Here is a 15,544-nt window from a genome sequence, read left to right on the forward strand (position 1 = left end):
TGAACATTACTATCATCGCCGGCACGGCGACCTTATTTTCCGGTACGGTCACGTAAAATCAACTGACTGCTGAGCACCAGCCCAAGCGACAAAACGAGCAGGATAGTCGCTAACGCGTTGACTTCCGGCGACACCCCGACCTTCACCATTGAGTAGATTTTCAATGGCAGGATTTCATAAGCCGGCCCGGTGACAAACGAGGAAACCACCACGTCGTCCATCGAGAGCGTGAAGCTGAGCAGCCAACTGGCGGCGACGGCCGGCATCGCCAACGGTAGAATGATCTTGCGCAGAATAATGACTTCACTGGCGCCCAGATCGCGCGCGGCCTCCAGCATTCGCACATCAAAACCTTTCAGACGCGAATAAACCGTGACGACCACGAACGGCAGGCAGAACGTAATGTGGGAAAAGAGCAACGACCAGAATCCCAGCGAGATCCCCAACAGCATGAATAGCACCAACAGCGAGATTGCCATCACAATATCCGGCGACATCATCACCACAAACAGCATGCCGCCGACGAAAGGCTTGCCGCGAAACCGGTAGCGATACAGCGCGACTGCCGTGAGCGCGCCGATAAGCGTCGCGAAAGTCGCGGAAAACACGGCCATCGTCAGTGAATGCTTTGCCGCCTGTAGCAAACTGTCGTTGTTCAGTAACAGGCGATACCAGTCCAGCGTGAAGCCTTGCCAGTTGATGCCGAAGCGTGCCTGATTAAAGGAATTCACGATCAGAATGACAATCGGGATGTAAAGGTAAGCGTAAATGATGGACATGAATCCACCACGCAGCAGGCGTCCGGTCATTCCAGCTCCCCCTTTTTATTCAACAGGCGGGCTGTACGGTAGTAAATAAACAGCAATATGCCCATGATTAACGTCAGGCAGATGCTGGTTGCGGCGCCAAACGGCCAGTCGCGGATGTTAAGAAACTGACTTTTTATCACGTTGCCGATCAGCAAATTCTTCGCTCCCCCCATCAGATCGGCGACGAAAAACAGCCCCATCGCCGGCAGAAGCACCAGCAGACACCCGGCGATAATGCCGGGCATCGTGAGCGGGATCACGACGCGAATAAAGGTTTGCCACTTGTTGGCCCCCAGATCGCGTGCGGCTTCAAGGTAGGATTTATCGAGCTTTTCAATACTGGAATACAGCGGCAGCACCATGAAAGGCAACAGGATATAGATCAGACCGAGGATCACCGCTTCGGAGGTGTACATAATCCGCAGCGGTTTATCGATAAGGCCGGTCCAGAGCAGAAATTCATTCAGATGCCCGCGTGTGCTCAGAAAAATTTTCAGGCCGTAAATGCGGATCAGCGAGTTAGTCCAGAAGGGCACAATCAGCAGAAACAGCATCAGCGGCTGAATTTTCCTGGGCAGTCGGGCCAGAATAAAGGCGAACGGATAGCCTAGCAGCAAACAGCAGAGCGTGGCGATAACGGCCATATTCAGCGAATGCAGCAGCACAGACGCGTAAAGCGGGTCGGCCAGTCGCGTGTAGTTTTCCAGCGTGAAGACCAGACTGATGAAGCGGGTGTCGTCACGCGTCAGAAAGCTGGCGCCGATAATCAGCAGGTTGGGGAGAAAAACAAACAGCACCAGCCAGGCGACGATAATAGTGATAATGATATTTTGAAAGCGTTTACGCGGCGTCTTCATCGTGCAGCACGACCTCCCAGCTTTCCACCCAGGTGACGGCAACCTTCTGGTTGAGCGAGTGATCGAAATCGGGGTCGTCTTCGTTAAAAAATTCGCTGACCATGACCATCTTGCCGTTTTCCAGTTCGATGCTGGACTCCAGCGTCATGCCTTTATAATTGCGCTCGCGTACATAGCCCACCATGCCTTCCGCCCGCGCGCCGTCACTGATTTCCTCCACGCGTAAATCCTCCGGGCGAAGCAGCACGTTGAGGTGCTGGCCGACATTCACCGGAAAGCCGACGGTAAGCACGCACTCGTGGCCTTCTACGCGGGCGCGTACCCGCTGTTCGTCCAACTGCGCCAGTACGACGGCATCAAAGATATTGATTTCGCCGATAAAGCTGGCAACAAACAGATTTTTAGGCTCTTCGTAAATTTCACGCGGCGTGCCGTCTTGCTCTATATGTCCGTCGCGCATCACCACGATGCGGTCAGACATGGTCAGCGCTTCTTCCTGATCGTGCGTAACGAAAATAAAGGTGATGCCCAGTTTGCGTTGCAACGCCTTCAATTCGTTCTGCATCTGTTTACGCAGTTTATAATCAAGCGCGGACAGGGACTCATCCAGCAGCAGCACTTTCGGCTGATTCACCACGGCGCGGGCGATCGCGACGCGCTGTTGCTGGCCACCGGATAATTGATGAGGGCGGCGCTGCGCTAATGCTTCCAACTGCACCATTTTCAACGCTTCCGTCACGCGCGGGGCAATATCCGCGGCGGGCGTTTTCTGCATTCGCAGGCCAAACGCAACGTTATCGAACACGCTGAGATGAGGAAACAGAGCGTAACTTTGAAATACGGTATTGATGTGCCGGTGCTCGGCGGGCTGGTGGGTGATGTCCTGATTTTCCAGCATAACCTGGCCGCTATCGACCGTTTCCAGGCCTGCAATCAGGCGCAGCACGGTGGTTTTACCACAGCCGGACGGCCCGAGGATCGTCAGAAACTCACCGTGATTAATGGTGAGATTAAAATGTGAAATGATGTCTTTGCCATCAAAGCTCTTGTGGGCGTTGAGCAGTTCAACGACCGGCACATTCAGGGAGTTTTCTTTCATTAAGGTTATAGCTCATTTCCTGGTTTGGCAGATCAACGGCATCTCCGTTGCGATCGTGCCAAGGGTTATCACCTTTCAGCCAGCGTGCGCAGTTAAGGGCGGCATTTTACGGGAAACGCTGCTTCACGCCAACTTGTGTGAGCCCGCTTCCTGCCAATCGGGTGCGAACTGCCGGTGATTCAGTCAATCTTCCAATCAGTATGTTTCCTAATTGTTACTTTATGTGGATATCTTTCGTGATGCCGCCGCTTTTTTACGCATCGAATTCTGCCAGTGCGGTTCGTTAAATCGGCAAAAACTGACCTGACGCAATATCTGCCGTGATAGCCCTATCCATAATGCCACTCAGGTTCAGGGGGCACATAATGGATAAATTACTCGACAGATTTTTAAACTACGTATCGTTTGATACACAATCCAAGTCTGGTGTTCGGAAAGTGCCGAGCACCGACGGCCAGTTGAAACTGGCGCACGCGTTACAACAAGAATTGATGGAGCTGGGGTTTGAACAGGTGGTGCTGAGCAAGCAAGGGTGCCTGATGGCAACGCTTCCGGCGAATGTGGCCTGGTCGGTACCGACGATAGGCTTTATTGCACATATGGATACCTCGCCGGACTTTAGCGGCAAAAATGTTCGTCCACAGATTCTGGAAAATTATCGTGGTGGTGATATCGCGTTGGGAAACGGGGATGAGGTGCTGTCTCCCGTCATGTTTCCGGTGCTGCATCAACTGCTTGGCCATACGCTGATTACCACCGACGGCAAAACGCTGCTGGGGGCCGATGATAAAGCCGGGATCGCGGAAATCATCACCGCGCTGGTGCGCCTGAAGAAAAACCAAACGCCGCACGGCGATATCCGGATCGCCTTTACGCCCGATGAAGAGATAGGCAAAGGCGCGCAGTTTTTTGATGTAAAAGCGTTCGACGCGCAGTGGGCCTACACCGTGGATGGCGGAGGGATCGGCGAACTGGAGTATGAAAACTTCAATGCCGCCTCGGTACAGGTGAAAATTGTGGGCAACAATGTGCATCCCGGCAGCGCCAAAGATGTGATGGTGAACGCGCTGACGCTGGCGACCCGTTATCATCAGCATGTGCCGCAGGACGCGACGCCGGAACGGACGGAGGGCTATCAGGGCTTCTACCATCTTCACAACATGAAAGGGTCGGTGGAACGGGCGGAGATGCATTATATCGTGCGGGATTTTGACCGTAGCGGTTTTGAAGCGCGCAAACAGACGATGGTGGATATTGCCGAGAAGGTCGGTCAAGGGCTGCATCCGGACTGCTATATTGAAGTCACGATTACCGATACCTATTACAATATGCGTGAGCAGGTCGAGCAGCATCCTCACATCATCGCGTTGGCGCAGCAGGCGATGCGGGATTGCGACATTGAGCCGAATATCAAGCCGATCCGCGGCGGTACTGACGGCGCTCATCTGTCATTTCTGGGGCTACCGTGCCCCAATCTGTTTACCGGGGGTTACAACTATCACGGCAAACATGAATTCGTCACGTTGGAAGGCATGGAAAAAGCGGTTTCTGTGGTGATGCGTATTGCCGAATTGACGGCGCAGCGCGCAAAGCCGTAAGCGATGGCTGGTGCTGATAAGGCGGGGGCGTCCCCGCCTACAGTGATGGTTTCGCCTTAATCGGCAAAGTACCAATAGCCGCTGTTAATCAGCCCCGTGAGCAGCGCCAGAAAAGCAGGATCTTCCCGCGCATCGCCTAACTGCTCCGCATTGAGGCTCATGTGCTCTGCTAAGGCAAGCAGCGCCGCGTGATGCGGGCTGTTTATCTTCTCGCCGTTAACGAAGCAGCTCTCCCCGACGCAGATCACCCGCAAGCCTCCCAGGCGGCGCAGGGTTTCACCCTGTTGCAGCAACTCATAGACCTCGCCAGCTTGATAAGGCGGCTCGGGCGGGGACAGATCGAGCTCATGACGGGATTGGGAAATAAATTCGCCAAACCAGTTCTGGAACTGTTCCGGCTGTTGCACCAGATCCCACATCATTTTTTGCAGCGCATCCAGCTCTTGCGGCAATACGCTGGCCATATGCTGGCGGGGCGGGATATCGGGATCGCTGTAGCGATAGCTGCCAAGATCACGGGCAAGCACATAATCAGCAAAGCCGCTCACCAGCTCGCGCGCATTCGGCGCACGGAAACCAACCGAATAGTTCAGCGAGTTTTCCAGCGAATAGCCTTCGTGCGGGAAACCCGGCGGAATATACAGGATATCGCCCGGCATCAGCTCTTCATCAATAATGGCGTCAAAAGGATCGACCTGGAGCAGGTCGGGATGCGGGCTGTGCTGTTTCAGCGGCGTTTTTTCACCGACGCGCCAGCGGCGACGCCCTGTGCCCTGAATGATGAACACGTCATACTGATCGAGGTGTGGGCCCACGCCGCCGCCGGGAACAGAGAATGAGATCATCAAGTCATCGGTACGCCAGTCCGGCAGTTTCCGGAAAGGCTGCATCAGGGAAGAAGAGGGTTCATGCCAGTGATCGACGGCCTGAACCAGCAGCGACCAGTTGCTTTCCCCTAAGTGATCGTAACTGGTGAAAGGACCGTGACTGACCCGCCAGCGCCCATTCTGATGGCTGACTAACCGGCTATCCACTTCATTTTCTAATGCCAGTCCGGCGAGTTCGTCCGGTGAAATCGGGTCAACAAAATGAGTGAAACCCTGTTTAATCAGGAGCGGACGTTTTTGCCAGTTGTTCGCCAGAAAATCCTGCCAGTCGAGATTGAGCTGATAGTCCATATTGTTTCCCAGAAATTCGTGTTTTGAGGAAATAACCGTTCTTAAGACATGACTTTCTTGAAACAATCAGTATCTTGGAGGCAAGTATACACGAAATGCTTCATGTGGCTGATCGCCGCATTTTCACCCTTCAGGCTGACCCACATTCTGGCGCGAGAAGATGGCCTCGACGCGGGTACCGCCCAGCGCACTATCGCCGACAAGGATTTCTCCCTGATATTGTTCGATGATTTCGACGGCCACGGCAAGGCCAATACCTTGTCCCGGACGCATACGGTCGGCGCGTTGGCCGCGTTGAAAAATCATGTCACGCTTACTTTCGGGAATGCCGGGACCGTCATCATCAATAATCAGATGCAGTTTGTGATCGGAATACTGCACGCTGATTTCAACAAACTCCAGACAGTATTTGCAGGCGTTATCCAGAATATTGCCTATCACTTCCATAAAGTCATTTTTCTCGCCGACGAAAGTTAACTCTGGCGGAATATCCAGCGTTATCACCACGCCTTTGCGCTGATACACTTTATTGAGCGCGGAGCACAGGCTGTCCAGCAGTGCGGAAACCGAGTGAACCTCGCGTATTAAGAGATTATGTTCAGCGCGCATGCTGGCTCGGTGCAGGTAATAGCCTATCTGTTGGGATATGCGGCTAATCTGCGCCAGCATGATAGGCTCCGCCTGATCGATAGTCAGTTCCTTACCGGTACGCAGCGCGCGCAGGGTTGTCTGCAAAACCGCCAGCGGCGTTTTCAAACTATGGGTGAGGTCGGTGAGCGTTGTACGGTACTTATGATAACGCTGGCGTTCGTTATTGAGCAGGATGTTCAGGTTTTTCACCAGACTGTACAATTCACCCGGCGGTTTTTCATCCAACTGTTCGCGAGTGCCTTGTTCCAGCTCGGCAATCTGTTTAACCAGATGTTGAATAGGACGCAAACTCCAGTGTGCGGCGAGCCAAAGAAGAGGAAGCACCAGCAGGAGGTTGGCGAGCAAAACATAGCTAAACCATTCCCAGACCATATCTTCCTGTTGCAGCTCCTGTGGGATACGGTCGACCACGACAATCGTAATGGAGGGGAGGTGCTCGGTCTTGGGGTAAACGTTAACGGCGATAGAGTGCGTTAGCACATCATCATGCGCGCTTTCCATCGTCCGCAGGCTATTCAGTAATAAGGCGTTGCCCGTTAAGACGGCGCTGCTGGTATTGCTGTCGGTATCCAGCTCGTGATAGGCCGTCCGACTTAGCCATTCCGGCTTTATCAGCGCTTCCAGCTCAGGGACATGCTTCTCACGCCACAGCACGTTGCCGTTTTCATCATAAATCAATACCAGCGTAGGGAAGTTGATATCAATATCGGGTGGTGTGACGATATCAAGATGGTTATCACGCCATTGCGCCAGACTGTAATAGAGATTGCTTTCCCCACGCAGTAGACGGAACGACGTTTTATCGAAATTGAGGCTGTAGCCGATGATCGCGACAATGCCATAAGCCAGCGACAGGGCCAACACGATAACGACCGTTGCTAATAAAAAACGAAAACGCAGCGAAACGGGCTGTTTTTTATCACTCATACAGCATTTGCAGATGTTTCAATATCAAAACGATACCCTTGACCCCGCACCGTCGTGATGACATCGGGGCCATTTGCCTGTTGAATTTTCTTGCGCAGCCTTCCCATTAGCACATCTATGGTATGGCCTTCCCGCAGTTCTGCATCAGGGTATAGCTGCAACATCAGCGATTCTTTGCTGACAACTTTACTTTTATTGCGGATCAGCGTTTCAATGATGGTGTATTCAAACGCGGTCAGTTTGATCGGTGAACCGTGAATCATCAGCTCGCGCCGCGACAGATCGATCTCAAAAGGGGACAGGTTGATGATTTGCGACGCTAACCCGCTATTACGGCGCATCAGCGCCTGCAGGCGCGCGACCACTTCTTCCATATGAAACGGCTTGGTGACGTAATCATCTGCCCCTGCTTCCAGCACTGCCACTTTGTCCTGCCAGCCTTCACGCGCGGTCAGGACCAGAATAGGGAGCTTGACCTGATGAGTGCGCCAGCGGCGGATCATGCTCATGCCGTCTTCATCGGGCAGACCAAGATCGACGATAGCGATGTCGGGCATATTTTCATGCAAAAAATAGTCGGCTTCTTTGGCGTCGGATGCCGCGTCAACCTGATGCCCCATTTCGTTCATTTGCACAGTCAAATGGTGACGTAATAATACATTGTCTTCAACGACCAAAATCCGCATCGTTATATCCTCTGTCGAACAGAAATGGCGACGTGTATCACAATGATCTCATGCACCCTGTCTTTCATCGAAATCGCCTCTATGTAGCATAATTATAGGTAAGGAAAATAGTTTATTTTGTTGTGCTGAATTATCCACAGCGGAAATAAACCGAGAATAAACGGGCGGGAAATGTTAGGGCAGAGACTAAGGCTGGCGGGCCGGTTGCCCGCCAGAGAGGGTGCGCGAACGCGCCAGAACGGTTATTTCAAGTCATCGACCATGGCGATAGCGCGGCCAAGATAGTTGGCAGGCGTCATCGCTTTCAAACGCGCTTTTTCCGCTTCATGGAGTTGCAGCCCGTCGATAAACGCCTGAATACCGGCGGCATCAACGCGTTTCCCGCGCGTCAGTTCTTTCAGTTTTTCATACGGCTTTTCGATACCGTAACGGCGCATGACCGTCTGGATCGGTTCTGCCAGCACTTCCCAGTTATGATCCAATTCGTCAGCAAGATGGTCACGGTTCACTTCCAGCTTGCTAATGCCTTTCAGCGTAGCCTGATACGCAATCAGCGCATAGCCGACGCCGACGCCCAGATTGCGCAGCACGGTGGAGTCGGTAAGGTCGCGCTGCCAGCGGGATACCGGCAGTTTACTGGCCAGATGCGCCAGCACGGCATTCGCCAGCCCCAGGTTGCCTTCTGAGTTTTCGAAGTCAATCGGGTTAACTTTATGCGGCATGGTGGATGAGCCGATTTCGCCCGCAATGGTTTTCTGTTTGAAGTGATTCAGGGCGATATAACCCCAGATGTCACGGTCAAAGTCGATCAGAATGGTGTTGAAACGCGCGAGGCAATCGAATAATTCCGCGATGTAGTCGTGCGGCTCGATTTGCGTGGTGTAAGGGTTCCAGTTGATGCCGAGAGAGGTAACGAAGCTTTCGCTGAACGCGTGCCAGTCAACTTCCGGATAGGCGGCAATGTGGGCGTTATAGTTACCAACCGCGCCGTTGATTTTACCTAAAATCTCAACCTGTTGCAGTTGGCGATACTGGCGTTCCATACGGTAGGCCACGTTAGCGAACTCTTTACCGATGGTTGACGGCGTGGCGGGCTGACCGTGGGTACGGGAAAGCAGCGGGATATCTCGATATTCCTGAGCCAGCGTTTTCAGCGCGTCAATGATTTGACGCCAGTGCGGCAGGATGACATCGCGCCGCGCGGTGTCCAGCATCAGCGCGTGGGACAGGTTATTGATGTCTTCGGAAGTGCAGGCGAAGTGAATGAACTCGTTAACCGCATGCAGCGCCGGGATCTGCGCCACTTTTTCTTTCAGGAAATACTCAACGGCTTTCACGTCGTGGTTGGTGATACGCTCGATAGTTTTAATGCGTGCGGCGTCTTGTTCACTGAATTCGGCGACGATGTTATCAAGGAAAGCGTTTGCGTCAGCGTCAAATGCAGGAACTTCCTGGATCTCTGCGCAGGCGGCCAGTTTTTGCAGCCAACGGACTTCAACCTGCACACGGAATTTCAGTAAACCGAACTCGCTGAATATGGTGCGCAATGTGCTGACTTTATCGCCGTAGCGTCCATCGATAGGGGAAACGGCGGTCAGTGAGGATAATTCCATCGCAAGCAACTCCTGGGATTAGTTTCAATAACAATGAGTTTCAATAACAATTTTCAAAAACAATGAGTTTCAATAATAACGCACTTCAATCATCGTCGGCTTCAGGCACGGTTTGGCTTAACCGCCGCGACCATGATGCGGAGCCAAACCCTTCGCGTCTGGCATCACGCGTGGACGCGAGACAATCTGATGCGGCAAGAATAGCATCAAACGGATGCGCAGCGCGCCAAAATCTGCTTCGCTTCCTTGACTAACTGGCCGCGTGAAAACATCAGCTGTAAGCGGCCACCGCCGATTTGTTGCCACAGCACGGCAGAACGGATACCGGCCAGCAGCGCAGCGCGGACTTTCGCCTGTACCTGAGGGTTTTTCAGCACCTCCGGCGAACCCGTCACCTGAATACGCGGCCCTAACGTGCTGATGATATCGACGTAAATCGCCGCCAACGCGCTCACGATGGTGTCGGAAAGCAGCTCGAAGTGTTCCAGTTGCCGCGACAATTGCCCGATGCGGGTCCCCAGTTCGTCAAGCGCGGCGGATTTCGAATGCAGCTTGCGCTCCAGCGCGATCAGACTGAAAGCATAGCGTGATAATTCTGCGCCCGCGCCCTTATTGCTGCTGGTGTTCAGAATGCCGAGTAACGCCTCCAGCCCCGTTTTAAGGTTTTGCTCATCATTGCCATAAACGGCCAGCGTGGACGTCGGGTTGACGTTTAAGATGCTGTTCAGCGAGGTATACAGAACGTCATTATTACTGTGCCCGGTGTGCGCCAACTGCTGGACCAGCTGCGCCGATTGGCAAACGCCTGCCAGCGCCAGCGTGATTTCATAATAGTTCTTAGCCACGGTTACTCCTGTATACGTTCTTCAATGATGCCGCCGCCCAGACACACATCGTCCAGATAAAAGACGGCGGACTGACCCGGCGTAACCGCCGCGACGGGTTCATCAAAACGCACGGTGATGCGGTCGTCGCCAAGTGGCGTGACGGTGCAGGGGATATCCCCCTGACGGTAACGGGTTTTCACCGTACAGCGTAATTCGGTGGTTAACGGTTGACGATCGACCCAGTGTAGCTGCTGCGCGATTAAGCCGTAAGACATCAGGCGAGGGTGCTCGTGCCCCTGCGCAACATACAGAATATTGTTGGCGACATCCTTATCCACCACGTACCAGGGATCCTCACCGCCGTCTTTGACGCCGCCGATGCCCAGACCTTTGCGCTGCCCCAGCGTGTGGTACATCAGCCCCTGATGTTGTCCCATCGGTTTGTTGTCGTCGACGGACAGAATCGGGCCCGGTTGCGCGGGGAGGTAACGTGCCAGGAAATCGGTAAACTTACGTTCGCCGATGAAGCAGATACCGGTGGAATCTTTCTTTTTCGCGGTCGCCAGTTCAAGTTCTTCGGCAATCTTGCGCACCTGCGGTTTTTCCAGCTCGCCGACCGGAAACAGGCTCTGGGCGATCTGTTCATGGCTCAGCGTATAGAGGAAATAGCTCTGGTCTTTGTTGCCGTCCATGCCGCGCAGCAAACGGCTCTTTCCGTCAACGTCTTGTCGACGAACGTAGTGGCCTGTCGCGATATAGTCCGCGCCGAGATCCTCGGCGGCGAATTCCAGAAAGGCTTTGAATTTGATCTCTTTATTGCACAGGATATCGGGATTGGGGGTACGGCCCGCTTTATATTCTTCAAGGAAGAGTGCAAAAACGTTGTCCCAATATTCGGCGGCAAAGTTGACGGTATGCAGTTCGATACCCAGTTTGTCGCAAACGGCCTGCGCATCGGCAAGGTCAGTGGCCGCTGAACAATATTCCGTGTCGTCGTCCTCTTCCCAGTTCTTCATGAACAGGCCTTCAACATGATAGCCCTGCTGTTGTAACAGGTAAGCGGAAACGGAGGAGTCAACACCGCCGGACATACCGACAATCACTTTTTTCTGGCTGTTATCTGACATGGAGATCTCACGAACTGAAATTTACTGACGCATTGATGCGAAAAACAAGCGGCATATTTTAGCATGTTGAACTGAACGCTGCATCGCTATTCCTGCCGGGGATGGGGCGCGCGTCTGGCAGGAATCGCAATCTGCTTAAAAAGGCCAGTTGAACGCGCCCAGTACGGTTAACGGATAGCGTTCCGGCTGCTGATAGCAGCGAATACTTTCGGCCACCAGCGGCGAGCGAAGTTGACGAGAATGAAGAATCTCCTCGGCGCTCAGCCAGCGGCAACATTCGATGTCGCTGTCGTGCGGCTGGGTGTCGACCCGGACAGGCAGATCGAGCGCAAAACAAAAGCGCAAAAAAGGCGTGCTGTCGGGGGCGATCCATTGATGAAGACGTAAAAAACTCTGCGGTGTGGCCTGAATGCCGGTTTCCTCCCACAACTCGCGACTGGCGGCCTGAATCAGCGTTTCGTCGGCTTCCAGATGGCCAGCGGGCTGATTCCACAATAACTTGTCGTTAATCAACTCTTCGACGACCAGAAAATGGTTTTCGGCCTGAACCACACAGGCCACGGTTACATGGGGTTTAAACATCCGCTATCTCCTTCCATTCTCCGGGTAACAGGTTTTCCAGCGTCTGATTAGCCATACCGTAGCGAATCAGACGCAGTGTAGGATAGCCGATATTGGCCGTCATACGGCGCACTTGCCGATTGCGACCCTCATACAGCGTGATTTTTAGCCAACAGTCAGGGATGCTTTTGCGTTCGCGTATGGGCGGATTACGCGGCCACAGCCAAGAGGGCTCCGGTACAATCTCGGCACCGGCGGGCAGCGTTTTGCCGTCATTCAGTTCCAGACCGCAACGAAAACGCGCCAGCGCGGCGTCGTCAGGAATCCCTTCGACCTGAACATAATAAGTCTTCGCCGTTTTTTGCGTTGGCTGCGTCAGTCGCGCCTGAAGTTTGCCGTCGTTGGTCAGAATCATCAGGCCTTCGCTGTCGCGATCCAGACGGCCAGCGGCATAAATACCGCTAACCGGAATGTAATCTTTCAGCGTGCGGCGTCCGGCTTCATCAGTGAATTGCGGCAACACATTGAAGGGTTTGTTGAACAAAACAATTCGGCGCGGCGCGTTGTCAGGCAGCTTTTTTTTCGTTGATGGTGAGCTGAATCGTTTAACTTTGTGATTTTTAACAGGGAATTTATTCATCATCTTTATCGTCGCGGATAACAAAAGCATTATACTCGAAATGGTTTGCGATTGGCGTGGACTTAATATTCAAGTAGTATTGACACGCATCTTACAAGTCATTAACAAAATTGCGCTCGAAGGAGAGGTTAATGGAAAGCAAAGTAGTTGTACCGACAGAAGGTCAGAAGATCACGGTTGATGCCAAAGGTAAACTGGTTGTTCCAGACAACCCGGTTATTCCATTTATCGAAGGTGATGGCATTGGCGTTGATGTGACGCCTGCGATGATCAACGTGGTAAACGCTGCGGTAAAAAAAGCCTATCAGGGCAAGCGCGCGATTTCCTGGATGGAAATCTACACGGGTGAAAAATCGACACAGGTTTATGGCAAAGATGTCTGGCTGCCAGAAGAAACGCTGGAATTGATCCGTGAATATCGCGTGGCGATCAAAGGCCCGTTGACGACGCCGGTTGGCGGCGGTATTCGTTCTCTGAACGTGGCGCTGCGCCAGCAACTGGATCTGTATATCTGCCTGCGTCCGGTACGCTACTACGAAGGTACACCTAGCCCGGTTAAGCAGCCAGAGCTGACCGATATGGTGATCTTCCGTGAAAACGCTGAAGACATTTATGCCGGAATCGAGTGGAAAGCGGGTTCTGCTGAAGCAGATAAAGTGATCAAATTCCTGCGTGAAGAAATGGGCGTTAACAAAATCCGTTTCCCTGAGCAGTGCGGCATCGGCGTGAAGCCCTGTTCTGAAGCGGGCACCAAACGTCTGGTACGTGCCGCGATTGAATATGCCATCACCAACGATCGCGATTCCGTCACGCTGGTGCACAAAGGCAACATCATGAAATTCACCGAAGGCGCGTTTAAAGACTGGGGCTACCAGCTGGCGCGCGAAGAGTTCGGCGGTGAGCTGATTGACGGCGGACCTTGGGTGAAAATCAAGAACCCGCAAACCGGCAAAGATATTGTGGTAAAAGACGTGATCGCCGATGCATTCCTGCAACAGATTCTGCTGCGTCCTGCTGAATACGATGTGATCGCCTGTATGAACCTGAACGGTGACTATATTTCTGATGCATTGGCGGCACAGGTCGGCGGTATCGGCATTGCGCCGGGCGCGAACATTGGCGACGAATGTGCACTGTTTGAAGCCACGCATGGTACGGCGCCGAAATATGCCGGTCAGGATAAAGTGAACCCAGGTTCTGTTATCCTGTCTGCTGAAATGATGCTGCGTCACCTGCAATGGTTCGAAGCGGCTGACCTGATTGTTAAGGGCGTTGAAGGCGCGATCAAGAACAAGACCGTGACTTACGATTTCGAACGACTGATGGAAGGCGCTAAGCTGCGGAAATGTAGCGAGTTTGCGCAGGACATCATCGATAACATGTAATCCGCTATTTAGCGTAGATGCACATCAGGGGCCAATTTGGCCCCTTTTTCTTTATGGGTGACCAATGCTCTGTGAACCGGGAATAAGCCGGAAGTATATCTGTTCGGGGATCGGGCTGTCCCAACCGCCGATGTACATTGCGAAGCCGATGATGCCAAAAAGGATACCGAGCACCAACACCGTCATCGCAATCCCGGACAAGGCGGTTTCTCGCCATAGCGGTTTGGCGCTGTCTCCGGTTTGTGAACCTGAGGGGTTGATCAGCGAAAAATGGAGTGTCGACGCCACCGGACAGGATTCGATACAGGTCATACAGGCGGTACACTCTGCGTTTCTTACCTGAATAAGCTTATCTACCGGTATATTGGCAGGACAGGCTTTGGCACACTTACCGCAATCTATGCAGCTTGTCGGGTTGCGGCGGATTTTGAAGGGAGAAAGCAGTGAAAACACGCCCAGCAGAGCGCCGTAAGGACACAAATAGCGACACCAGAAGCGGCGTATAAACAGGCTGGAAAAGACCAAAATGCCTACGCAAACCAGCGTGATCGTGCCAATGTTACGGAAAAACCCCAGCATTTTGACGTCGGCGATCAGACCGTAGGGCGACATCAGGAACATATAAATGCCCTGAGCCGGCATCGACAGCGCGATGTAGAGAAAAAAACTCAATAGCAGGTATTTCAGGCTACGCAGTGGTCTGTCCAGCCATATCGGCAGGGTGAAGTGGCGACCAAAGATTTTTCCCCCCAGCGCCGCCAGCCACTCGGAAAGTGTGCCGATGGGGCACAACCATGAGCAGAACGATTTTTTCAGCAACAGGCTGATTGTTATAAAGGCGAGCAGTAAGAGCATTGAGGTAAGGTGAACCGGAGGAGGGGTGCCGGTTTCCCAGGTAAACCTGATGTTCATCAGCCCGGCTATCGGTAACCAACCTTCAATACCGCCCGGTCTTGGCAAATAAACGCTCGCGCCGCCGGTTTCAAAGTAACGCACCCAGAAATAGAAAGTGACGCCAATATAGATGTTGATCGCCAGCAGCAGAATTTGCGTTGCTCTGCGCCAGGTCAGAGCGTTACGCCAGTCATGCCAAAGACGTTTACCGCCCGTTGTGCCGGGACGACGCTGCCATCGCTTTCTTATTTCCTCGCTCATTATTCTTACAGGCTCCGTTTATTTTTTCATCCGACTGCGAGTTACGGAAGAAAGGGTTAAAAAACGTTATCACGCGGCAGGTAATTAAAAATTGATTTGTGTATTACAAATGCATGTTTGTTGGTTTTTGGGATTTTTATAAGAAAGCGGAGACAGAAAGCGCCTTGTTTCACGGTAAATCAGAGCGATGTACAAGGCATTGGGCGCAATATCTGACGGTTGGAAATAAAGCAACACCGTTAGCCAATAGGGTTGTCGTGCGTGGCGGTATGGCACAATAAAGACTGGGCGTGATGGCTAAACGTCGGGCACCCATGCGATGATAAATAAAGGGTAGAGACTGTAATTTAAATTGTGTAATTGCCTGTTTTTGATATGTTCACGCCAATAGCGGAGACAGGCAGAATATGGACGAGAAGAAACTCAAAGCC

General features: G+C 52.8%; 14 protein-coding genes. 2 read left to right on the forward strand and 12 right to left on the reverse strand.

What is annotated here, in order from left to right; translation table 11 throughout:
• Nucleotides 1–32: 32 nt before the first annotated feature.
• Genes potC through potA form a run of 3 tightly spaced genes read right to left on the reverse strand, consistent with a single transcriptional unit; the run spans nt 33 to nt 2,765 of the window.
• Nucleotides 33–809, reverse strand: a complete 777-nt coding sequence (gene potC, locus EDC54_RS04335) for a spermidine/putrescine ABC transporter permease PotC (protein WP_132453534.1) — start codon at nt 807–809, stop codon at nt 33–35.
• On the reverse strand, nt 806–1,666 hold the full coding sequence (potB, locus tag EDC54_RS04340) for a spermidine/putrescine ABC transporter permease PotB (RefSeq protein ID WP_132453536.1): 861 nt from the start codon (nt 1,664–1,666) through the stop codon (nt 806–808). The genes potC and potB overlap by 4 nt, the downstream gene beginning before the upstream one ends.
• Nucleotides 1,650–2,765, reverse strand: coding sequence for a spermidine/putrescine ABC transporter ATP-binding protein PotA (gene potA / locus EDC54_RS04345; RefSeq protein ID WP_132453538.1), 1,116 nt, complete (start codon nt 2,763–2,765; stop codon nt 1,650–1,652). The genes potB and potA overlap by 17 nt, the downstream gene beginning before the upstream one ends.
• 365 nt (nt 2,766–3,130) lie before the next feature.
• On the opposite strand from potA, the gene pepT reads away from it, so the two are divergent.
• Nucleotides 3,131–4,363 carry a peptidase T gene (gene pepT / locus EDC54_RS04350; protein WP_132453540.1) on the forward strand — a complete coding sequence of 411 codons (1,233 nt, stop codon included), beginning with the start codon at nt 3,131–3,133 and terminating at the stop codon, nt 4,361–4,363.
• Between the two features lie 56 nt (nt 4,364–4,419).
• Here pepT and EDC54_RS04355 read toward each other — a convergent pair whose 3' ends face one another.
• From EDC54_RS04355 to rluE, 8 genes are all read right to left on the reverse strand, one after another.
• The gene (locus tag EDC54_RS04355) at nt 4,420–5,541 is read right to left on the reverse strand and encodes a ribosomal protein uL16 3-hydroxylase (protein ID WP_132453542.1); all 1,122 of its coding nucleotides are present in this window, start codon (nt 5,539–5,541) and stop codon (nt 4,420–4,422) included.
• A gap of 123 nt (nt 5,542–5,664) precedes the next feature.
• A complete protein-coding gene (gene phoQ, locus EDC54_RS04360; RefSeq protein WP_132453544.1) occupies nt 5,665–7,119 on the reverse strand; it encodes a two-component system sensor histidine kinase PhoQ in 1,455 nt (484 codons plus the stop codon).
• Complete coding sequence (phoP, locus tag EDC54_RS04365) at nt 7,116–7,805, reverse strand: two-component system response regulator PhoP (RefSeq protein ID WP_132453546.1); 690 nt, start codon at nt 7,803–7,805, stop codon at nt 7,116–7,118. The genes phoQ and phoP overlap by 4 nt, the downstream gene beginning before the upstream one ends.
• 242 nt (nt 7,806–8,047) lie before the next feature.
• The gene (gene purB / locus EDC54_RS04370; protein ID WP_132453548.1) at nt 8,048–9,418 is read right to left on the reverse strand and encodes an adenylosuccinate lyase; all 1,371 of its coding nucleotides are present in this window, start codon (nt 9,416–9,418) and stop codon (nt 8,048–8,050) included.
• Nucleotides 9,419–9,624: 206 nt separating this feature from the next.
• Nucleotides 9,625–10,263 carry a high frequency lysogenization protein HflD gene (gene hflD, locus EDC54_RS04375; protein ID WP_132453550.1) on the reverse strand — a complete coding sequence of 213 codons (639 nt, stop codon included), beginning with the start codon at nt 10,261–10,263 and terminating at the stop codon, nt 9,625–9,627.
• A gap of 2 nt (nt 10,264–10,265) precedes the next feature.
• Nucleotides 10,266–11,372 carry a tRNA 2-thiouridine(34) synthase MnmA gene (gene mnmA, locus EDC54_RS04380; protein WP_132453552.1) on the reverse strand — a complete coding sequence of 369 codons (1,107 nt, stop codon included), beginning with the start codon at nt 11,370–11,372 and terminating at the stop codon, nt 10,266–10,268.
• Between the two features lie 135 nt (nt 11,373–11,507).
• The gene (locus EDC54_RS04385; protein ID WP_132453554.1) at nt 11,508–11,954 is read right to left on the reverse strand and encodes an NUDIX hydrolase; all 447 of its coding nucleotides are present in this window, start codon (nt 11,952–11,954) and stop codon (nt 11,508–11,510) included.
• Nucleotides 11,947–12,573, reverse strand: coding sequence for a 23S rRNA pseudouridine(2457) synthase RluE (rluE, locus tag EDC54_RS04390; protein WP_165904268.1), 627 nt, complete (start codon nt 12,571–12,573; stop codon nt 11,947–11,949). The genes EDC54_RS04385 and rluE overlap by 8 nt, the downstream gene beginning before the upstream one ends.
• A 131-nt stretch (nt 12,574–12,704) precedes the next feature.
• Here rluE and icd point away from each other — a divergent pair, with 131 nt between their 5' ends.
• Complete coding sequence (icd, locus tag EDC54_RS04395; RefSeq protein ID WP_132453558.1) at nt 12,705–13,958, forward strand: NADP-dependent isocitrate dehydrogenase; 1,254 nt, start codon at nt 12,705–12,707, stop codon at nt 13,956–13,958.
• Nucleotides 13,959–14,009: 51 nt separating this feature from the next.
• Here icd and EDC54_RS04400 read toward each other — a convergent pair whose 3' ends face one another.
• Nucleotides 14,010–15,113 carry a 4Fe-4S binding protein gene (locus EDC54_RS04400; protein WP_132453560.1) on the reverse strand — a complete coding sequence of 368 codons (1,104 nt, stop codon included), beginning with the start codon at nt 15,111–15,113 and terminating at the stop codon, nt 14,010–14,012.
• Between the last annotated feature and the right edge of the window lie 431 nt (nt 15,114–15,544).

It is taken from the genome of Samsonia erythrinae, assembly GCF_004342665.1.
Lineage (GTDB): Bacteria > Pseudomonadota > Gammaproteobacteria > Enterobacterales > Enterobacteriaceae > Samsonia > Samsonia erythrinae.